Annotated in this window: 15 protein-coding genes and 1 pseudogene; 11 read left to right on the forward strand and 5 right to left on the reverse strand. The window is 70.1% G+C overall.

Annotated elements, in window-relative coordinates:
- The 6 genes and pseudogenes from ITP53_RS41725 to ITP53_RS61485 all read left to right on the forward strand — a co-directional run.
- A partial coding sequence (locus tag ITP53_RS41725) for a sugar ABC transporter ATP-binding protein (RefSeq protein WP_195900998.1) occupies nucleotides 1-1,090 on the forward strand: 1,090 nt, incomplete at its 5' end.
- A 127-nt stretch (nucleotides 1,091-1,217) separates the two neighbouring features.
- The gene (locus ITP53_RS41730; RefSeq protein WP_195900999.1) at nucleotides 1,218-2,258 is read left to right on the forward strand and encodes an ABC transporter permease; all 1,041 of its coding nucleotides are present in this window, start codon (nucleotides 1,218-1,220) and stop codon (nucleotides 2,256-2,258) included.
- Nucleotides 2,259-2,512: 254 nt separating this feature from the next.
- The gene (locus ITP53_RS41735) at nucleotides 2,513-3,496 is read left to right on the forward strand and encodes an ABC transporter permease (RefSeq protein WP_195901000.1); all 984 of its coding nucleotides are present in this window, start codon (nucleotides 2,513-2,515) and stop codon (nucleotides 3,494-3,496) included.
- Nucleotides 3,493-4,575 (forward strand): rhamnose ABC transporter substrate-binding protein, encoded by a 1,083-nt coding sequence (gene rhaS / locus ITP53_RS41740; RefSeq protein WP_195901001.1) that lies wholly within the window; start codon nucleotides 3,493-3,495, stop codon nucleotides 4,573-4,575. The genes ITP53_RS41735 and rhaS overlap by 4 nt, the downstream gene beginning before the upstream one ends.
- Before the next feature lie 118 nt (nucleotides 4,576-4,693).
- A pseudogene (locus ITP53_RS61480) lies at nucleotides 4,694-5,023 on the forward strand (peptidoglycan-binding domain-containing protein); the annotation flags it as partial.
- Between the two features lie 185 nt (nucleotides 5,024-5,208).
- Complete coding sequence (locus ITP53_RS61485) at nucleotides 5,209-5,493, forward strand: L,D-transpeptidase (RefSeq protein ID WP_407941384.1); 285 nt, start codon at nucleotides 5,209-5,211, stop codon at nucleotides 5,491-5,493.
- On the opposite strand, the gene ITP53_RS41755 is transcribed toward ITP53_RS61485, so the two are convergent.
- The 5 genes from ITP53_RS41755 to ITP53_RS41775 form a co-directional block, all read right to left on the reverse strand.
- Nucleotides 5,447-6,838, reverse strand: coding sequence for an FAD-binding oxidoreductase (locus ITP53_RS41755; protein ID WP_195901003.1), 1,392 nt, complete (start codon nucleotides 6,836-6,838; stop codon nucleotides 5,447-5,449). The genes ITP53_RS61485 and ITP53_RS41755 overlap by 47 nt on opposite strands.
- Before the next feature lie 209 nt (nucleotides 6,839-7,047).
- Nucleotides 7,048-8,649 carry an NADH-ubiquinone oxidoreductase-F iron-sulfur binding region domain-containing protein gene (locus ITP53_RS41760; RefSeq protein ID WP_328817477.1) on the reverse strand — a complete coding sequence of 534 codons (1,602 nt, stop codon included), beginning with the start codon at nucleotides 8,647-8,649 and terminating at the stop codon, nucleotides 7,048-7,050.
- A 28-nt stretch (nucleotides 8,650-8,677) separates the two neighbouring features.
- Nucleotides 8,678-9,505, reverse strand: a complete 828-nt coding sequence (locus ITP53_RS41765) for a hypothetical protein (protein WP_195901004.1) — start codon at nucleotides 9,503-9,505, stop codon at nucleotides 8,678-8,680.
- 66 nt (nucleotides 9,506-9,571) lie between these two features.
- The gene (locus ITP53_RS41770) at nucleotides 9,572-11,080 is read right to left on the reverse strand and encodes a DUF1996 domain-containing protein (RefSeq protein WP_236051739.1); all 1,509 of its coding nucleotides are present in this window, start codon (nucleotides 11,078-11,080) and stop codon (nucleotides 9,572-9,574) included.
- On the reverse strand, nucleotides 11,077-11,721 hold the full coding sequence (locus ITP53_RS41775) for a DUF4142 domain-containing protein (protein WP_195901005.1): 645 nt from the start codon (nucleotides 11,719-11,721) through the stop codon (nucleotides 11,077-11,079). The genes ITP53_RS41770 and ITP53_RS41775 overlap by 4 nt, the downstream gene beginning before the upstream one ends.
- Before the next feature lie 108 nt (nucleotides 11,722-11,829).
- On the opposite strand from ITP53_RS41775, the gene ITP53_RS41780 reads away from it, so the two are divergent.
- The 5 genes from ITP53_RS41780 to ITP53_RS41800 all read left to right on the forward strand — a co-directional run bounded on the left by ITP53_RS41780 (nucleotide 11,830) and on the right by ITP53_RS41800 (nucleotide 19,520).
- Nucleotides 11,830-12,384 (forward strand): sigma-70 family RNA polymerase sigma factor, encoded by a 555-nt coding sequence (locus ITP53_RS41780; RefSeq protein WP_207757174.1) that lies wholly within the window; start codon nucleotides 11,830-11,832, stop codon nucleotides 12,382-12,384.
- A complete protein-coding gene (locus ITP53_RS41785) occupies nucleotides 12,384-12,584 on the forward strand; it encodes a zf-HC2 domain-containing protein (RefSeq protein WP_195901006.1) in 201 nt (66 codons plus the stop codon). The genes ITP53_RS41780 and ITP53_RS41785 overlap by 1 nt, the downstream gene beginning before the upstream one ends.
- Before the next feature lie 86 nt (nucleotides 12,585-12,670).
- Nucleotides 12,671-13,474, forward strand: coding sequence for a tryptophan 2,3-dioxygenase (locus ITP53_RS41790; RefSeq protein WP_207757175.1), 804 nt, complete (start codon nucleotides 12,671-12,673; stop codon nucleotides 13,472-13,474).
- 39 nt (nucleotides 13,475-13,513) lie between these two features.
- On the forward strand, nucleotides 13,514-18,391 hold the full coding sequence (locus ITP53_RS41795; RefSeq protein WP_195901007.1) for an NAD-glutamate dehydrogenase: 4,878 nt from the start codon (nucleotides 13,514-13,516) through the stop codon (nucleotides 18,389-18,391).
- Between the two features lie 85 nt (nucleotides 18,392-18,476).
- Nucleotides 18,477-19,520, forward strand: coding sequence for an aldo/keto reductase (locus ITP53_RS41800; RefSeq protein WP_195901008.1), 1,044 nt, complete (start codon nucleotides 18,477-18,479; stop codon nucleotides 19,518-19,520).
- Nucleotides 19,521-19,877: the final 357 nt, after the last annotated feature.

Genomic DNA, 19,877 nt, shown 5'->3' on the forward strand with positions numbered 1-19,877 from the left:
CGCCCGGCCCGCCCGCGGCCTGTCGATCGCCGACCAGCAGCTCGTCGAGATCGCCAAGGCCCTGTCGCGGCGGGCGCGGGTGCTCGTCATGGACGAGCCCACCGCCGCCCTGTCGGGCAAGGAGGTGGCACGGCTGTTCGGCGTGGCCAGGGCGCTGCGCGAGCAGGGGTGCGCGCTGCTGTTCGTCTCGCACCGGCTGGAGGAGATGTTCGAGCTGTGCCAGCGGGTCACCACCCTGCGGGACGGCGCCCTCGTCGCCAGTGACCTGATCGCCGACATCACCCCCGACGACCTGGTACGCCGCATGGTCGGCAGGGACCTGGCCGCGCTGTTCCCCAAGGAGCGGGCGGACCTCGGCGAGGTGGCGCTGAACGTGCGCAGGCTCACCCGCGAAGGCGTCTTCACCGACGTGTCGTTCGAGGTGCGGCGGGGCGAGATCGTCGCGCTGGCCGGGCTGGTGGGGGCCGGGCGCAGCGAGGTCGCGAGGGCCGTGTTCGGCATCGACCGGTGGGACGCGGGGAGCGTGGAGGTGGCCGGCGAACGCCTGCGGCCAGGCAGCCCGACGGCGGCGATGGCTGCTGGGCTGGCGCTGGTGCCTGAGGACCGGCGTCAGCAGGGGCTGGTCATGGATCTGTCCATTGAGCGGAACATCGGGCTCGCCGGGCTGGCGTCCGTACGGCGGGGGCCGCTGATCTCGCGGCTCGCCGAGCGGGAGCGGGCCAGGGACTGGGCGGTGCGGTTGCGGCTGAAGTTCGTCCGGCTGACCGACGCGGTGAACGTCCTGTCCGGTGGCAACCAGCAGAAGGTCGTACTGGCGAAATGGCTGGCGCGCGGGCCGTCGGTGCTCATCGTGGACGAGCCGACCCGGGGGATCGACGTGGGGACCAAGGCGGAGGTGCACCGATTGCTGTCGGAGCTGGCCGGGAGCGGGGTGGCGGTGCTGATGATCTCGTCCGAGCTGCCCGAGGTGCTGGGCATGGCGGATCGGGTGCTGGTGATGCGCGAAGGGCGGCTGGTCGCGGAGCTCCCCCGGGCGGAGGCCACCGAGGAGAGCGTCCTGGCCGCCGCCACAGGAAGGGGCGCGGCATGACGGCGGCCCGCCCAGGAGGGCGGCCGGGAAAGTGGCCGGGCGCGCGGTCAGGCGAGCGGCTGGGAGGACGGCCGGGCGAGCGGCCGGGAGGGTGGCCGGGAAGGTGGCCGGGAAGGTGGGAGGCGGCGTGACGGCTACCGCGGCACCGCCGGAGACCACCGGGCGCAACGGTGGGAGGCGGCTCGTCGACCGTGTCGCGCGCGTGCGCGAGCTGGGCATCGTGGTCGCGCTCGCGCTGCTGTTCGGTGTCACGGGCGCGGTCAACCCCGCCTTCCTCAGTTACGCGAGCCTGCGTGACATCCTGCTGAACTCGGCCATCATCGCCATGCTCGCCGTCGGCCAGACGCTCGTCGTGATCACCAGGAACGTGGACCTGTCGGTCAGCTCCGTGGTGGGCCTGTCGGCGTTCGGGGGCGCGCTGGTGCTGGCCGACCACCCGGGCGTGCCGATCCCGGTCGTGATCGCCGGCTGCGTGGCGCTCGGCGCGGCCTGCGGGGCGGTCAACGGGCTGCTCGTCGGAGCGGCGAAGGTCCCCGCGCTGGTGGCCACCCTCGGCACCCTGTACGCCTTCCGCGGCATCGACTACGCCTGGGCCGGCGGCCGCCAGGTGAACGCGGCCGACATGCCCGAGGGCTTCCTGGCCCTGGGCACCCGCTCGGTGCTCGGCGTCCCCCTGCTCGCCCTGGTGGCCCTGGCCGCGCTGCTGGCCGTCGGCTGGATGCTGCGCAACCTGCGCGGTGGCCGCGAGCTGTACGCCATCGGCTCAAGCCCCGAGGCCGCGGTCCTGGCCGGGATCCCGGTGCGCCGCCGGATCCTGGCCGCGTTCGTGGCCAACGGGGCGCTGGCCGGGCTGGCCGGGGTCATGTGGGCGGCCCGCTTCGGCACCGTGGACGCCACCGTGGCGACCGGCAAGGAGCTCGACGTGATCGCGGCCGTCGTGGTCGGTGGCGTGGCGATCTTCGGCGGCAGCGGCACCGTGTACGGAGCCGCGCTCGGAGCCCTGCTGCTGACCGGCATCACCAGCGCGCTGGCCGTGCTCCGGGTCGATGCGCTGGCCCAGACGGCGATCAACGGCGCGCTGCTGATCGCCGCCATCGTCCTCGACCGGGTCCTCGCCCTGCGGGTGGCCGCCGCACTCCGCCGCCGGAGGTGGTCCGATGACCGCTGACCTCACCCACCCGCCCCGCCGCGAAAGGCGGCCCGACGACCGCTGCCCTGCCCGCTGCGGGCGGCGGTGGTCCGATGGCCGCTGTCCGGCCTGGTGCGGATGCAGGTCTGATGGCCGCCATCCGGCGCGCTGCGGGTGGCGGTCGGATGGTCGCTGCCCGGTCCGCTGTGGAAGGCCGCCCGAAGGCCGCCATCCGGCCCGGTGCGGGTGGCGGTCGGATGGCGCCTGTCCGGCGCGCTGTGGGAGGTGGGCCGATGGCCGGTGATCTCGCTCGGGTGGCGCGGCGTTGGGAGGGGCTGATTCTGGGGCTGCTCGTGGGCGTGCTCGTGTGGGCCTCGCTCGGGGTGGACGGGTTCGCCAACGGCTCCAACATCTCGTTCCTGCTCCTCGACACCACCGAGATCGCGCTGATGGCGCTGACCATGACACTGGTCATCGTGGCGGCCGAGATCGACCTGTCCGTGGCCTCCACGCTCGGCCTGTCCTGCGCGGTGCTCGGCCAACTCTGGAACGCGGGGCTCCCGATCGAGTTGATCATGCCGGTCTGCCTGCTGGTCGGGGCGGTGTGCGGCGCGTTCAACGGCCTGCTCGTCACCCGGCTCGGCCTGCCCTCGCTGGCGGTCACGATCGGGACATACGCGCTGTTCCGCGGCCTCGCGTACGTAATGCTCGGCGACCAGGCGGTGGCCGACCTGCCCCCCGCCTACACGGGCGCCGCGACGGCCTCGATCGGCCCGGTGCCGCTGGCGACCGTGCTGGTCGCGGTCCTGGCCGTGGTCGCGGCCGTGGTGCTGCACGCGACCGGACTCGGCCGCTCGATCTTCGCGCTGGGCTCGAACGTGGAGGCCGCGTACTTCGCGGGCGTGCGGGTCAAGCGGATCAAGTTCTGGTTGTTCGTCGCGTCCGGCGTGATGGCCTCGCTGGCCTCCCTCGTCTACACGTTCAGGTACGCCAGCGCCCGCGCGGACAACGGCATGGGGCTGGAACTGGCCGTGGTGGCCGCCGTACTGCTGGGCGGGGTGTCGATCTTCGGCGGGCGCGGCACGCTGCCCGGGGTGCTGATGGCGGTGCTGCTGCTCGGCGTGGTACGCAACGCGCTGATCCTCGCGGACGTGGCCAACGAGGTGCTCAACTTCGTGACGGGCCTGCTGCTCGTCGCATCCGTGCTGGCGCCCAACCTGGGGGCGGTCTGGCGGCGGCGTACATCACCACAAGTCGAAGGGAAGTCCGTTTCATGACAACGCGTACCCCCTGGCGTCGTACGGCGCTCCTCGCCGGCCTCGCCCTGCTGACCGCCGCGTGCGGCGGCACCACCAGGAGCGACGTACAACAGCAGCAGTCCTCGGCCCCGGCCACCGCGGCCTCGTCGGCGGCGGCGAATCCGAACGCCCCTCTCAAGCAGGGACTCAAGATCGCGTTCCTGCCCAAGCAGGTCAACAACCCGTACTTCACGATCGCCGACGAGGGCGGGATCACGGCCGCCGAGGAGTTCGGCGGCGAGGGCAAGGAGGTCGGTCCTTCCGATGCCAGCGCGTCCTCGCAGGTGTCCTACATCAACACGCTGACGCAGCAGAAGCAGGACGCCATCGTGATCGCCGCGAACGATCCGAACGCGGTCGTGCCCGCGCTCAAGCAGGCGATGGCCGCGGGCGTCAAGGTCGTCAGCTACGACTCCGACACCGCCGCCGACGGCCGCCAGGTGTTCGTCAACCAGGCAGGCGCCGAGGACCTCGGCCGTACGGAGGTGCAACTGCTCGCCGAGCAGATCGATCACAAGGGCAAGATCGCCGTCCTCTCCGCCACGCCGAACGCGACCAACCAGAACGCCTGGATCGAGTTCATGAAGGACGAGCTCAGCAAGCCCGAGTACAAGGACATGGAACTGGTCAAGGTCGCCTACGGCAACGACGACGACCAGAAGTCGTTCACCGAGACGCAGGGGTTGCTGCGGTCGCATCCGGATCTGGCCGGCATCATCTCGCCGACGACCGTGGGGATCGCGGCGGCGGCCCGCTACCTGTCGGACTCGCCGTCCAAGGGGAAGGTCAAGCTGACCGGGCTGGGCACCCCGAACCAGCTCAGGAAGTTCGTCAAGGACGGCACGATCGAGGCGTTCGAGCTGTGGAACCCCGCCGACCTGGGCTATCTGGCGTCGTACGCGGCCGCCGCGCTGGCCTCAGGACAGATCACCGGCGCCGAGGGCGAGAAGTTCACGGCCGGCAAGCTCGGCGAGTACACGATCGGGGCCAAGGGCGAGGTGCTGCTCGGCAAGCCCACGGTGTTCAACAAGGACAATATTGACGATTTCGACTTCTAACCGCGGGCCACTTAAATGCGAAATGCCGCTCTTAGTGGGATTCGGAGATTTGCTAGTCTTTGCCCGGTAAAGCTCGTACTGGAGGTGCGTTCGCGGCGGTCTGGGTAGGCATTGCTTTATGGTTTGGGGAATAGCCGCTTCTGCCGTTGGATGCGGCCTGCCGTTGCTGTTGGGAGTCTCCGCCGTGGCGGAGCTGGAGCCGGAGACCGAGCCTGTTGCGGACACCAAGCCGGTGGCGGAGCCCCAGCCCGTGGCGGAGACCAAGCCGATCATCCTGAGGCCCGGCGATCGCGGTGCCGCCGTCAGAGTGTTGCAGCGGCGGCTGCACAACGACGGCTACTACTTCGGCAAGCTGAACGGCGTGTACGACGAGCAGACCCGGTTCGCCGTCTGGGCCCTGCAGAAACACCGCCGCCTGCCGCTCCAGGGAGCGGTCGGGCCGGAGATCCTCAAGGCGCTCGACCGGCCGGTACGCGTCCGCCCCCTGGTGCCGGGCGGCGGCGCGAACCGGGTCGAGATCAACCTGCGCCTGCAGTTGCTGACCGTCTTCAAGAACCGCCGCCCGGTGCTGATCTCGCACATCTCGAGCGGCGCGGAGGTGCGCTACTGGAGAACGGGCGCTGCGGCGACGCGATCACCCCGGTGGGCGACTTCCGCGTCACCCAGCGGGCGCCCGGGTGGACGACGGGACCGCTGGGCACGATGTTCGACTCGCTGTACTTCGTCGGCGGCATCGCGATGCACGGCTCCACGAAGGTGTCGCTGCGCCCCGCCTCGCACGGCTGCGTACGCCTCCCGCTGGAGACCTCCAAGCGCCTGTACGAGCTGGCGAAGATCGGCGACCCGGTGTACGTACGCGGGGAGCCCTTCCCTAAACGCCGTGCGGGAGCCGGAAAAGCCGGTCGGGGTCGTAGGTAGCCTTGACCTCCGCCAGCCGCGCCGCATTGTCCCCGTAATACGCGGAACGCCAATTCCTCAGATCCGGGTCAATGTAATTCACATACCCGTGATCCCCGAAATATCGGGACATTTCGGTGTGTATACCGCGAAGCCATCTCCGATTCGTCCCCTCCGTGTAATACTGCGCGGAGAAGATCGCCGCCCGGTGCGGAAACGCCGTGGCGGCGGGACCGACCCGCCCGATGGCACCGCCCATGGCGTCCAGCAGGACGGAGTGCCGCCCGCCCCGCGCCACCCCGTCCACCAGCGCCCGCACCCCGTCCGCCGGCAACCTCCGGTAAGCCAGGTGTGACTTGGCCGAGAACGTGGCCCGGGGCATCCGCCGGCACTGGGAGACCGACATCGACGCGCAGCCTCCCATGATCTTCATCGCGTCCAGGTGGGAGGCCCGCCGGACCGAGCGGGACGAAGGCCGGCCGATCCTGGCCACCAGCGGGGCCAGCAGCCGGTCCAGCGCGGACCGCCGGCCCGCGTAGGTCCCGACGAGCTCCACGTCCAGGCCGCCGGCCGAGCGCCCCAGGTGCAGCGACGACCACAGCTCGTCCGGCGCCGAAGGCCCCCACGCCTGCCACTCGCGCAGCGCCGCCCGCGCCCTGGACCACGGCCAGCGCAGGAAGAACACGGTCAGGCCCGGCGCCTCGTGCGTTCTGAAGGTGAAGGACACCGCGACGCCGAAGTTGCCGCCGCCACCGCCCCTGCAGGACCAGTAGAGGCCCTCATGGTGCCGGGCGTCGCAGGTCAGCAGGCGGCCGTCGGCCGTGACGACGCGTACGGACGTGAGGACGTCGCACGTGAGGCCGTACTTCCTGGACACCACGCCGATGCCGCCGCCCAGGGTGAGCCCGGCGATGCCCACCGTCGGGCAGGAACCGGCCGGGATGCTCACGCCGTGGCGGGAGAGGCGGTCGTACACGTCGATCAATTTGGCGCCCGCGCCGACCACCGCCCGGCCGTCGGCGTAGGCGACCGAGCTCATCCTGGACACGTCGATCACCAGCCCGGAGCCGGTGGACCAGCCCGCGTAGGAGTGGCCGCCTGAGCGGGAGGTGACCGGCACGCCGTTGGCCCGCGCGAACGCCAGGCACGCCGACACGTCGGCCGCGTTCGCGCAGTAGGCGACCCCGCCCGGCTTGACGCGGTCGAAAGCGGGGTTGTACACGCGGCGCGCGGCCGGGTAACCGGAGTCTCCTGGCAACACGAGCGTGCCCGCCAGCCGGCTCCGCAGCCTGGCCCAGTTGGGCGGCGGCGCGGACAGTGCCAGCGGGGCGAGCGCGGCGACGCCGAGGAAGTCGCGGCGGTCCATTGACGTCCTCCCGATGATCGAAACGGACTCATCGGTGAGACGTGCGCGGTATCCACCTGGTTGGTCACATGTGCATCACTTCGGCATCACCTCGCCGTTCCTCCGATCCAGGTGCATCACTTCGGCATCACCTCGCCGTTCCTCCGATCCAGGTGCGTCACTTCGGCATCACCTCGCCGTTCCTCCGATCCAGGTGCGCCACCTCGGCATCACCCGGCCGTTCCGCCGATCGGGGCCACGCGTGTAAGCCGCGGCCTGCCGGCCCCGGCCTTCTTGAGCACGCCGCCCTTGACCAGCCGCAGCGGCGACCCGGCCGGCTGCGGCCCGTCCCCGGTGGTCTGGGCGAGCCGCAGGGCCAGCGCCGGGCACATCTCGACCGCCCGCCGCGCCTCCTTGGCCATGAAGCCGGGGACGTTCCTGAACGAGGGGAATCCGTAGTCGTCCAGGTCCACGAACTCCGGCAGCAGGTGCGCGCACAGCCCGTGTCCCTGGCAGCGCGACCAGTCGACCTCCAGCCGGTACTCGGGCTCCGCCGCGCGCTCGGGCATGGGCAGCACGCCGCGTACCGGCCGGCCGCACGAGCCGTGCTCCAGGTGGAGCGCGATCTCGCTCTCGAACGCGTCCAGCGCCGACAACACGAACTTGGCCGTACCGTCCGGGTGGAAGCAGGCGCCCCGGCGCTCGACCCCGCGTACGCAGCGGCGTACCGCGTCGACCGAGCCCGTGCCCTCGACCAGCGCGTACATGGCCCTGGCGATGTCCGGCAGGCCGAGCCTGCACGGGCCGCACTGGCCCGCGGACTCGGCCGCCAGGTAGGAGGCGACCCTGGCCGCCTCGCCGAGCGGGCATGTGGACTCGCCGAGCGGCACGATGATCCCGGCGCCCAGGGTGGCCCCGGCCAGTTTCATGCCCTCGCGCGAGATCACCGCCGTCTCGGCGTCGTCCGCCGAGAGCCATGCGCCGTGGTAGCCGCCGATGAGCACCCCGTCGCCGACCTCCGCCTCGCACAGGGCGAGCACGTCGGCCAGCAGGGTGCCCGTCGGCGCCTCGATGACCGCGCCGTGGGCCGCGCCGCCGCTGACGGTGAGCAGGATCGTGCCCGGCTCACGGCTCGTGCCCACCTCGGCGTACTTCTCGGGGCCGTACTCCGCGAGAAGCGCGAACTGCGCGTACGTCTCCGTGTTGGACAGCAGGGTCGGCAGCCCGTCCACGCCGCTGATGGCGGCCCGTCGTTTCCTGCCAGGCGGGATGGCCTCCTCGCCGTTCACGCCGCGGACGAGCGCGCCGCCCTCTCCCGAGATGAACCTCTCCTGGATGCCGACCACCCGGATCGGGATGCGGCTCTCGGAGCCGCCCGACACGTTGGCGGCGCGGCGCTCCGCCACGGCGGCGGCGACGGAGGACTCGGCCACCTCGCCCCCCGCCGTGGCGACGACCACCTCGCGGGCGCCCAGCGCCTCGGCCGCCAGCACCGCGCCGTCCAGCACCAGGTGCGGGTTGCGGGTGAGCAGCATGGCGTCCTTGGAGCTGGCCGGCTCGCCCTCGGCGCCGTTGACGAGCACGACGCTCTCGCCGGCGCCGGCCGCGTCGGCGACCGCCCGCAGCTTGCGCGCGAACGGGAACGCCGCGCCGCCGCGCCCCCGCATGTCCACCTCGTTGGCCTGCGAGATGAGCTCGCCCAGCTCACGCGGCTCCTGAGCGCCGTGGAGCGTGCGGTGGGCGGGTAAGTCGAGCCGCCTGCAGTGGTCGAGACCGGCTGTCAGCCGGGCCGGGCCCATGCGCAGCACCCGTGGGACTCGATGCGGGATCACGGCCGCTCCTCGTGGGTCGCGGGCAGGCTCATCCGGCCTCCCTGAATCGGCGCCGGGCCTCGGCGAGACTCACCGGGGCGGCGTTCCCCGCTCCGGCGGCCGCCGCGACCTTCTGCGGCCGTTCCGCGGGCACGCCCACGGGCGTTACGGCCGCCGCCGTCGTCACGGCGGGTCCTTCGATCCACTCCGCCATGATCGGCGGCCGGCGCAGCGAGGCCAGCACGCGTACGACCAGCGCCGCGCCGACCGCCGCCAGGCAGGCCACGTAGGACCAGGCCACCCAGCCGGCCGCCGGGCGGCCCGCGGTCAGGCCGTGCGTGATCGCGACGGGCCAGGCCAGGTAGGCGGCGGAGTGCAGGATCCGCCACATCCATGGGCGGCTCCGTACCGCGAACCGCCCTCTCAGCATCCCCGTGGCCACGGCCACGACCATCAGGTCGAAGGCCAGCGCGCCGAGTCCCACGTAGAGCCCGGCCACAGGTACGACCGCAGCCCCGGCGGGTACGTGGCCCAGGGAGATCATGACTGTGATGTGCGTGACCAGGTAGGCCATCCCGATGAAGGCGGTGGCCCGGTGCGCGAGCTGTGCCCTGACCCGGTTCACCGGCGACAGGAACACGCGTTCCGTGGTGAGGAGGCCGAGCGCGACCGTCGCGGTCAGCATCACCAGGGCGAACACGCCCGCGTAGTACTCGAGGAAGCTGATCCCTCGGCCGAGCAGCGCGATCCCGCGTTCCGTCCTGGTCAGCGCGAACACTGACAGCACGATCGCCATGATCGAGGCGCTCGCCCCCAGCCTGACGTTCCTTGTGTCCAGGCTGGTGGGGGCGTGCCGGGGGTGTCGTCTGTGGAGCATGTATTTCCCTCCAAGGTCGGGTGAGGGTGCGACTCGGAAGGCTGTGCCCGTGCGGGGGCGTTCAGATCAGCAACGGCGGCCCCGGTTGATGCAGGAGACGACGGTCTGCATCAGCCGGTCGGGCATCACGTTCGCGAAGTCGGCATGGTCGGTGACCGGGTTGTGCTTCTGCTCGGGGAAGGCGTCCAGCGCGTACGACGGCCCTTGCGGCACCGAGTAGGTGAGGGTCATGCGCAACTGCGGGACAGCCTTGGTGCCCTGCGGACAGGCACCACTCTGGTCGGGGAAGACCACGTGGGTGCGGTGGTTGGCGCTGTCGGTGTTCTGCCCGTCCCAGCAGCTCGGGAAGTCCAGAATACGAATCACCTGGCTGCCGCGCGGGCAAAGCGGGTATTTGTCGGGAGTTATGCGATTTTGGAATCCCGAGCAGGTCCACGCGGCGCGGGCGTTGGCCGTTCCGTTCGTCGCGGCCTTGGCGTCACCGGTGATCAGCCTGAGGAACCTCGGCATCGCGACGACGTCGGAGGTGGCGTTGCCGCGGAACTGGAGTGACACGGAACGGGCCCGCAGCACCTGGCCGACGTTGCCGTCCGGGTCCTCGACGTTCTCGTCCGACTTGCGGTCCCTGAGCACCGGCCAGAAGTACGTGGACTTGTCGCTCTGCCGGCAGGTGGTGTCCGCGGCGGCCAGGCTCTCGTCGGTGGAGAAGGCGTCCGTCGACAGGTTGCCCACGTAGTCGTGCAGGTGGTGCGCTCCGTTGCTGACGCCGGGCGCGACGATGAAGTTGTCGGGGTTGTTGTGGCCGTTGCGGTTCGTCCCGCATTGGGAGACGAAGCTGCCGCTCGAGCCGTTCCTGCCGATCCGCGCGTCGCCCTGACCCGGCGAGACCCGGCGGATGTCGACGAAGTCCTCGGGGAACGGCCCCAGATCGGCGCACTCCTCCTCGGCGCCCCCGGTCGCGGTCGGCGACGGTGACGGCGACGGCGATCCCGTGGGCTCCTCTGTGGGCTCCCCAGCAGGCGGCTCTGTGGGGTCCTCTGTGGGCTCTTCGGACGGGGTCGGGGTCTGGATCGGGGTGGCGGTACGCGTCGGGTTCGGGCGCCCGCGGCGGCCGAACGTGGAGGCGGACTCCTCCGGCTCGGCGGACTCGGCTGGGTCGAGCACCGCGGCGCCGCCGCCCTGCGGAGCCTGCTCCTGCTGCTCCGGAGCCTGCTCCTGCTGCTCCGGAGCCTGCTCCTGCTGCTCCGGGGCCTGCTGGTCGGCGTCCTGCCCGCCGTTGTCCTGCTGCTCGTCCTGCTGCTCGTCCGGGGCCTGCTGATCGGGCGACTGCTCGTCCGGAGCTTGCTGTTCCTGGTCCTGCGGCTGGTCCTGGTCCTGATTCTGGTCCTGGTTGCGGTTCCGGTTCTGATCCTGCTCGCCCTGCTGTGCGGGCGGCGACTGGGTGGCCTCGGCCGGGTCGCAGTGATCGGCCAGCGCCGGGCCGACGCCGACGCCGATGACGGCCGCGGACACCAGTCCGCCCGCCGCCACGGCCAAAGCGGACACGGCCGCCGCCATGCGTCTGGATCTCCTCATGTGTGTCTCCTCTTTTCGACCGCCAGTGCGACGGGGGGAGCGGGTGCGGGCGTCGGAGGTTCTGGCAACTCGTTGTGGGCGACCAGGCCGGTGGACTCCAGCAGGGCCATGTGCCGCATGACGTAGGTCACGCCCTCCTGGGCGAACTTCCTGATCTCGGAGTTACGGGTCCCGGCCCGCACGGCCGCCACGGTGGTGAAGACCTTGCCGTGCGCGGCACGCAGCAGGTTCGCGTAGTCCTTGTCGAAGGCGGGACCGCTTTCCGACGCCAGCTGGGCCATCCAGCGTTGTTGGTCGGGGCTGGGCTCGTCCGGGATGGCGACGCCCAGCTTCTTCGCGACCTGACGGGTCAGCAGGTCCAGCTTCATGTGATCTTCCATGATCAGCCTGCCGACTTCCTTGACACGTTGGGACTCGGCGCGGGTCTTGGCGTACTCGCCGGCGGGCATCTCCCATAGCCCGGCCTGCCGCACCTTGACCAGCAGGTCGCGGTCGGCGGCCGTGAGAGGCCCCGAGGACGTCTGCGTCCACTGCGCGGCGGCGGGATCGATCGCCGGGGGCATGACCAGCAGAATCGTCACCGCGGCCGCCACGACGAAGCCGCCGAGCATGAAGACCTCACCGCGCAAAAGCCTGTGCATGGTCGGAGGTACGCGGGCTTTCCACGCCTGGTTCACCTATGGCCGGAGATAGTTAGAAATGACTGGAGTTATCGGAGTGGCTACCGGACTGATAACGAAGGTGTAAAGATGTGCCCCGTGCTAGGTCACCTCGACGGCAGGTTCGAGAGTGCGGATGCCGAGGCGGAGCATCGCATCGCGGTGCTTTACCAGGAGTTCGGCGGCCCTCTGCTGCGCCACGTACGCAAATCGACAGGTAACGACCTTCAATGGGCTGAAGACGTAGTGCAGGAGACACTCGTCAGGGCCTGGCGGAACTCGGCAAGACTGCAATGGGAACCAAGCCTTATATGGGCGTGGCTGCTGACGGTGGCCCGCCGCATAGTGATCGATGGACGTCGGCGGAAGAGCGCCCGGCCGCATGAGGTCGAGCCGCCCGAAGTCGACATGATGTCGGTGCCCGATGGGTCGGAGCGGGCTCTCTCGGCGATCGTCGTCGCCGATGCGCTCCGCGCCCTGTCCGAAGAACACCGCGAAGTCATAGAGCAGACCTACCTTCGAGACCGTACGATAAGTGAAGCGGCGGAGATTCTGGGGATCCCGCCGGGCACGGTGAAGTCCCGGCTCTACTACGGGATCCGGGCTCTCCGCGAACTTCTGCGGGACAAGGGGGTAGCCGGCTGATGCACGACGGGGTGGCCGCCTATGTCCTCGGCGTCCTCGATGACGAGGAACACGAGGCGTTCGAGCGCCACCTCGACACGTGTGAGCGGTGCCAGGCGGAGTTGATCGAGCTCGCCGAGCTTCCCGAGGAGCTCGACGAGCTCAAGAACGCCCCCTCGGCCTCCTCGGGCGACGATCCGCCGATGTCGATGTCACGTTGACGTCTGTGCCCTTTTCGGGTGGTATCGGTAGAGCGAGGCCTTACGCCCGGTGCTCCAGAACCGGGCGATTCTGGGGGAGGTGTTCGGTGGGCATCGACGATGATGCGCCCGTTCCCCCGCATCGGCGGTTCGGAGAGGAAGGCGGCCGGCTGTCGTACGGAGGCTATCTCCGCCTGCCCCAGCTTCTCGCGCAGCAGCGGCCGCGCTCCGGCGCGCCCGACGAGCTGCTCTTCATCACCGTCCACCAGGTCTACGAGCTCTGGTTCAAGCTGCTGCTCCACGAGTTGGAGGCGGCCCGCGAGGCCATGTTCGAGTCCGAGCTGTGGCGGGCCAGGCACCTGTTCCAGCGGGTGCACGCGGTCGAGCGGGTGCTGGTCGAGCAGGTCGACGTCCTGGAGACGATGACGCCCCAGGACTTCCTCGGCTTCCGCGCTATCCTGGCGCCGGCGAGCGGCTTTCAGTCGGTGCAGTTCCGCGAGCTGGAGTTCCTGTCGGGGCTGAAGGACGAGCGCTATCTCGGCAGCTTCAGACACGCCGGCGACACGGAGCTCGCCAGGCTGCGCCGCAGGCTCGCGGAGCCCACCTTGTGGGATGCTTACCTCGCCGCCCTCTCCCAGCGTGGCCTGCCGGTCTCCGACGCCGAGATCATGGCCTCGCTGCTGGCCGTGGCCAGGGACCGCGAGTCCTACGACGACCTGTGGCAACTGGCCGAGGACCTCTTGACGCACGACGAGACCGCCGCACAGTGGCGGATGCGTCATGTCCAGATGGTCGAGCGCCAGATCGGCACCAAGTCGGGCACCGGAGGCTCGACGGGCGCCCCCTATCTGCGCGGTAGAACGCGCCTGCACTACTTCCCGCTGTTGTGGGAACTAAGGGCCTGGCTGTAAATGGTCATGGCTGATCCTCACAAAGGAGTGAGAGCTGAAATGCCCCTCGACGAGGCCAAGGATGAGCTGCTCCAGCGAGTCGCCGAGAGTTGCGCGTCGACCAGCGAGCATGTGAGCACCGATGAGGCGCTGGCCTTCCTGCGGTTCTATTACCGGCATGTCGCGCCCGAGGACCTGCTCGACCGCAACCCCGTTGACGTCTACGGCCCCGCGATGTCCCAGCGCCACCTGGCCGAGGTCCGCCCCCAGGGCAGAGCGATGGTCCGGGCCTACTCGCCCACCCTGGAGGAGAACGGCTGGGACCCGGGACACTCCGTGGTCCAGGTGGTCACCGACGACATGCCGTTCCTCGTGGACTCGGTGACGATGGAGCTGGACCGCCACGACGTCGGCACCCACCTGGTGATCCACCCCCAGATGCGGGTGCGCCGCGACGTGACAGGCCGGATGCTCGGCCGCGGCCAGGAGGACGTCACCGGCCAGATGCTGGTCGAGTCGTGGATGCACATCGAGATCGACCGGCAGTCCGACCCCGACGTGCTCAAGCGGATCGAGTCCGACCTGCAGCGGGTGCTCACCGACGTGCGCCACACGGTCGAGGACTTCAGGAAGATGCGCCAGCTGGCCGTACAGACCGCGGAAGACCTGAGCATGAACCCGCCGCCGCTGGAGCCCGCGGAGGTCGAGGACAGCCTCGACCTGCTGCGCTGGCTCGCCGACGGGCACTTCACCTTCCTGGGCTACCGTGAGTACCGCCTGGAGCGGACCGACGACGGCGACACGCTGCGCGCGCTGCCCGGCGCGGCGCTGGGCATCCTGCGCGACGACAAGGTGGGCTCGGAGAGCTTCTCCGCGCTGCCCGCCGAGCTGCGCGCCAAGGCGCGCGAGAAGCAGCAGCTCCTGATCATCACGAAGGCCAACTCCAGGGCCACCGTGCACCGGCCGACCTACCTCGACTACGTGGGGGTCAAGCTGTTCTCGCCCGACGGCGAGGTGATCGGGGAACGGCGCTTCCTCGGCCTGTTCACGCACGTGGCCTACAACGAGTCGATCTCCAGGATCCCGGTCCTGCGGCGCAAGCTGGCCGACGTGCTCAACAAGGCTGGGCTCGCGCCCGACAGCCACGACGGCAAGGACCTGATCGAGATCCTGGAGACGTTCCCGCGCGACGAGCTGTTCCAGACCTCGGTCGAGCAGCTCGTGCCGATCGCGCTGGGCGTGCTGCGGCTGCGCGAGCGCAAGCAGGTCAAGCTGTTCCTGCGGCGTGACGACTACGGACGCTACATCTCCTGCCTGATCTACCTCCCGCGCGACCGCTACACCACCAAGGTGCGGCTGAAGATGCAGGAGGTGCTGCTCAAGGCCCTGGGCGGCAAGTCGCTCGACTACAGCGCGATGATCGGCGAGTCCGTGCTGGCCCGGCTGCACGTGGTGGTGCGCGGCGAGCGGGGCAAGCAGTTGCCGCCGCCGAGCGGGGACCTGGAGGAGCTGGAGTCCCGGCTGGCCGCCCTGGCCCGCTCCTGGGAGGACGACCTGGCCACCGCGCTGACCGAGATGACCGCCGAGGACGAGGCCCCCGCGCTCATCAAGCGGTACGCCTCCGCGTTCCCCGAGGGCTACAAGGCCGACTTCCCGCCCAAGGTGGCGGTGGTCGACCTGCGGCGCCTGGAGCAACTGGTCGGCGAGGACGACGGCGACGAGGTCGGGATCAACCTCTACGAGCCGTACGACGCGGCCGAAGGGGAGCGGCGGCTCAAGATCTACAGGGTCGGCTCGCCCATCTCGCTGTCCCACGCGCTGCCCCTGATCCAGCGGCTCGGCGTGGAGGTCGTGGACGAGCGGCCGTATGAGATCGACCGCGACAACGACCCCACCACCAAGAACGCCTGGATCTACGACTTCGGGGTGCGGTACGCGCCGTCCGCCGAGGTCGACAGGAACGACTTCAAGCGGCTCTTCCAGGACGGGCTGACCGCGTTGTGGAAGGGGCGGGTGCAGGCCGACGACTTCAACGCCCTCATCCTGCGGGCCGGGCTCACCTGGGAGCAGGTCGAGATCCTGCGGGTCTACGCCAAGTACCTGCGGCAGGCAGGGAGCACGTTCTCGCAGCCCTACATGGAGCGGGTGCTGTCCGGGAACGTCCTGCTGGCGCGGCTGCTCGTGCGCCTGTTCGAGGCGAAGCTGGATCCGCGCAGGGGCGACGACGTGCGGGCCGATCTCGTGGACGCGCTCCACGAGGAGATCCTGGGGGCGCTGGACGCGGTGGCCTCGCTGGACGAGGACCGGATCCTGCGGGCGTACCTGGAGATGATCGACGCAACCCTGCGCACCAACTATTTCCAGAGTGTTGACGGGCAGCGGAAGCCCTACATATCGCTGAAGTTCGACCCGCAGGCGATCAGTGTGCTGCCGTTGCCGCGGCCCAAGTACGAGATCTTCGTGTACTCGCCGCGGGTCGAGGGTGTGCACCTGCGGTTCGGGAAGGTGGCGCGGGGCGGGTTGCGGTGGTCCGACCGGATGGAGGACTTCCGGACGGAGATCCTGGGGCTGGTAAAGGCACAGATGGTGAAAAATACCGTTATTGTGCCCACTGGGTCTAAAGGCGGATTTGTCGTGAAACGTCCGCCAGCCAGCGGCACCCGCGAGGAACTGCTCGCCGAGGGCGTGGCCTGCTACCGGACGTTCATCTCGGGCCTGCTCGACATCACCGACAACCTCGTGGACGGCAAGGTCGTGTCCCCGGCCGACGTGGTCAGGCACGACGGCGACGACACCTACCTCGTGGTAGCCGCCGACAAGGGCACCGCGACCTTCTCCGACATCGCCAACAGCGTGGCCAAGGAGTACGGCTTCTGGCTGGGCGACGCCTTCGCCTCCGGCGGCTCGGTCGGCTACGACCACAAGGCGATGGGCATCACCGCCCGCGGCGCGTGGGAGTCGGTGAGGTACCACTTCCGCACCATGGGCGTCGACGTGCAGAGCACCGACTTCACGGTGGCCGGGATCGGCGACATGTCGGGCGACGTGTTCGGCAACGGGATGTTGCTGTCGCCGCACATCCGGCTGGTGGCCGCGTTCGACCACCGGCACATCTTCGTGGATCCCACCCCTGACGCCGCCCGGTCGTTCGCCGAGCGGCAGCGGCTGTTCGAGCTGCCGCGCAGCTCGTGGGAGGACTACGACGCCGAGCTGATCTCGGCAGGGGGCGGCGTCTTCCCGCGCACGGCCAAGTCCATCCCGATCACGCCGCAGATGCGCGCGGCGCTCGCCATCCCGGCTGGCATCGGCTCGCTGGCGCCGAACGACCTGATCAGCGCCATCCTGCGGGCCCCCGTCGACCTGCTGTGGAACGGCGGCATCGGCACCTACGTCAAGGCCGGCTCCGAGTCCCACGCCGACGTGGGCGACAAGGCCAACGACGGGCTGCGGGTCAACGCGGGAGACCTGCGCTGCAAGGTCGTCGGCGAGGGCGGCAACCTGGGCCTGACGCAACTGGCCAGGATCGAGTTCGCGCTGAACGGCGGGCTGGTCGACACCGACTTCATCGACAACTCGGCCGGCGTCGACACCTCCGACCACGAGGTGAACATCAAGATCCTGCTCGACCAGGTCGTCCGCGACGGCGAGCTGACCGACAAGCAGCGCAACCAGGTCTTCACCTCGATGACCGACGAGGTGGCCGACCTGGTGCTGCGCGACAACTACGCGCAGAACGTGGTCCTCGCCGCCGCCCGCGCCCAGGCCGTCGAGATGCTCCACATCCACGCCCGCTACCTGCGGCGGCTGGAGCGCGAGGGACTGGTCAACCGGGAGCTGGAGTTCCTGCCTTCGGACAAGACGCTGGCCGAGCGCCGCCAGGCCAGGCTGGGGCTGACCGCTCCCGAGTTCTCCGTCCTGCTCGCCTACACCAAGCTGGTGGCCGATGCCGAGCTGCTCGCCTCCGACCTGCCCGACGAGCCCTATCTGGAGTCGTGGCTGGTGTCGTACTTCCCGTCGGCGCTGCGCGAGCGGTTCAGGCCCTACATGGACGCGCACCCGCTGCGCCGCGAGATCATCACCACCTGCGTGGTGAACGAGCTGGTCAACTCCATGGGCACCACGTTCATGCACCGCTTCGGAGAGGAGACCGGCGCCTCGACGCCCGACATCGTCCGGGCCTACCTGGTGGCGCGGGACGTCTTCGATCTACCCAGCTTCCACCGGGCCGTCGAGTCCCTGGACAACCAGGTGGACACCGCCACCCAGATCGCCATGCTCCTGGAGGCCCGCAAGCTCGCCGAGCGCGGCACCCGCTGGTTGCTGGTCAACCGCCGCCCGCCGCTGGACCTGGCCGGGTCGGCGGGCTTCTTCGCCAAGGGCGTGAACGGGCTCGTCGCCCACCTGCCCAAGCTGCTCACCGGACCGGATCTGGCGGCGTACGAGGAGCGCCGGGACTCCTTCCACGCCCGTGGCGTGCCGCTGGAGCTGGCCGAGCGGGTGGCGGCCATGGTGCCCGCGTACTCGACGCTGGATCTGGTGGAGGTGGCCTCGCTGACCGGCCGGCCGGTGAACGAGGTCGGCGAGGTCTACTTCGACCTGGCCGAACGCCTGCAACTGGCCAGGCTCCGGGAGCGGATCATCGCGCTGCCCCGGGACAACCGGTGGAACTCCATGGCCCGCTCCGCCCTGCGCGACGACCTCTACGCCGCGCACGCCTCACTCACCCGGGACGTGCTCGCCCACAGCAAGCCAGGACTGCCGCCGGAGGAGCGGCTGGCCCGGTGGACGGAGGCCAACTCGGCCGCCGTCGCCCGGGCCCGGCAGACGTTGTCGGAGATCTGGGAGAGCGACCACTTCGACCTCGCCACCCTCTCGGTCGCCCTGCGCGCCATCCGCACGCTGGTGTCCGCCAGCAACCTCCCGCGCACGGAGGCATGACACGCCCGAGTCCTTAGTGGGAGATAAGTTCCGTTAGCGTGCTAAATTGCTAACGGAACGAATGAACCATTAAGGATGGTCGGGCATGGAATATCGACAGCTGGGGGCGTCCGGGCTGAAGGTTCCCGCGCTGAGCTTCGGCGCGGGCACCTTCGCCGGGAAGGGCGACTTCTTCGGCGCCTGGGGCAACACCGACGTGGCCGAGGCCAGGCGGCTGGTGGACATCTGCCTGGACGCGGGCGTCACCATGTTCGACACGGCCGACGTCTATTCCGACGGCGCCTCGGAAGAGGTGCTCGGGCAGGCGCTTCATGGCCGCAGGGACCGCGCGCTCATCTCGACCAAGGCCGGCCTGCCCATGGGGAGCGGTCCCGGGGACGCGGGCACCTCACGGCCGCGGCTGATCAAGGCGGTCGACGACGCCCTGCGCCGCCTGGGCACCGACCACGTCGACCTCTTCCAGTTGCACGCCTTCGACGCGGCGACCCCGGTGGAGGAGGTGCTGTCCGCCCTGGACGACCTGGTCAGAGCCGGCAAACTCCGCTACGTCGGCGTGTCCAACTTCTCCGGCTGGCAGCTCATGAAGTCGCTGGCCGTGTCCGGCAAGTACGGCTACCCCCGCTACGTGGCCCACCAGGTCTACTACTCGCTGGTCGGCCGCGACTACGAGTGGGAGCTGATGCCCCTCGCCCGCGACCAGGGCGTCGGCGCCGTCGTGTGGAGCCCGCTCGGCTGGGGCCGCCTCACCGGCAGGATCCGGCGTGGGCAGCCGCTTCCCGAGAGCAGCAGGCTGCACCAGACCGCCGCGGCCGGCCCGCCGGTCGACGACGAGCACCTTTTCACGGTGGTGGAGGCCCTGGATGAGATCGCCGCGGAGACCGGCAGGACCGTGCCGCAGATCGCGCTCAACTGGCTCCTCCAGCGCCCGACCATCTCCTCGGTCATCATCGGCGCCCGCGACGAGGAGCAACTCCGCCAGAACCTGGGTGCGATCGGCTGGGACCTGTCCGCCGCCCAGATCGCCCGGCTCGACCAGGCGAGCACCACGAACGCGGCCTACCCCTACTTCCCCTACCGCCGCCAGGAGGGCTTCGCCCGCCTCAACCCGCCCATGGAGTCCCTCATCTGATGCCTTTTCGGTGCGTCTGCCCGTCCCGCACGCCCCTTGAGCCCTCCCCTTCCATTACGGCGAAGCCGCCGAACCCGCACGCGCCGCCGCCGGTTCCCGTCCGTCATGGCCGGTTGTGAAGGCTCACGGGTTGCTCGCCGTGACGACGCGCCTTCTTGGCCGGGTTTCTTCGCGTGTGCTTGGGCCGGGCCCTTATCGGCCTCGTGGGCCGGCCGGGGACGGCCAGACGCACCGAAAAGAGCACCGTCAGACGCGCCCCAAAAAGGGGCTGGGGGATGTTGGGGGGTTACTGGCCGGAGGCGCGGGTCAGGGCGCCGTTGTGGGCGATTACGGCGGCGGCGGAGGGGGAGGTGAGGG

It is taken from the genome of Nonomuraea cypriaca (assembly GCF_015645445.1).
Taxonomy (GTDB): Bacteria; Actinomycetota; Actinomycetes; order Streptosporangiales; family Streptosporangiaceae; genus Nonomuraea; species Nonomuraea cypriaca.

Excerpts from the sequence above, each read along its gene's own strand:
- ITP53_RS41755 (WP_195901003.1), bottom strand. The coding sequence starts at position 6,838 with ATGGACCGCCGCGACTTCCTCGGCGTCGCCGCGCTCGCCCCGCTGGCA.
- rhaS (WP_195901001.1), top strand. The coding sequence starts at position 3,493 with ATGACAACGCGTACCCCCTGGCGTCGTACGGCGCTCCTCGCCGGCCTC.
- ITP53_RS41735 (WP_195901000.1), top strand. The coding sequence starts at position 2,513 with ATGGCCGGTGATCTCGCTCGGGTGGCGCGGCGTTGGGAGGGGCTGATT.
- ITP53_RS41785 (WP_195901006.1), top strand. The coding sequence starts at position 12,384 with ATGCACGACGGGGTGGCCGCCTATGTCCTCGGCGTCCTCGATGACGAG.
- ITP53_RS41795 (WP_195901007.1), top strand. The coding sequence starts at position 13,514 with ATGCCCCTCGACGAGGCCAAGGATGAGCTGCTCCAGCGAGTCGCCGAG.
- ITP53_RS41780 (WP_207757174.1), top strand. The coding sequence starts at position 11,830 with ATGTGCCCCGTGCTAGGTCACCTCGACGGCAGGTTCGAGAGTGCGGAT.
- ITP53_RS41775 (WP_195901005.1), bottom strand. The coding sequence starts at position 11,721 with ATGCACAGGCTTTTGCGCGGTGAGGTCTTCATGCTCGGCGGCTTCGTC.
- ITP53_RS41765 (WP_195901004.1), bottom strand. The coding sequence starts at position 9,505 with ATGCTCCACAGACGACACCCCCGGCACGCCCCCACCAGCCTGGACACA.
- ITP53_RS41770 (WP_236051739.1), bottom strand. The coding sequence starts at position 11,080 with ATGAGGAGATCCAGACGCATGGCGGCGGCCGTGTCCGCTTTGGCCGTG.
- ITP53_RS41800 (WP_195901008.1), top strand. The coding sequence starts at position 18,477 with ATGGAATATCGACAGCTGGGGGCGTCCGGGCTGAAGGTTCCCGCGCTG.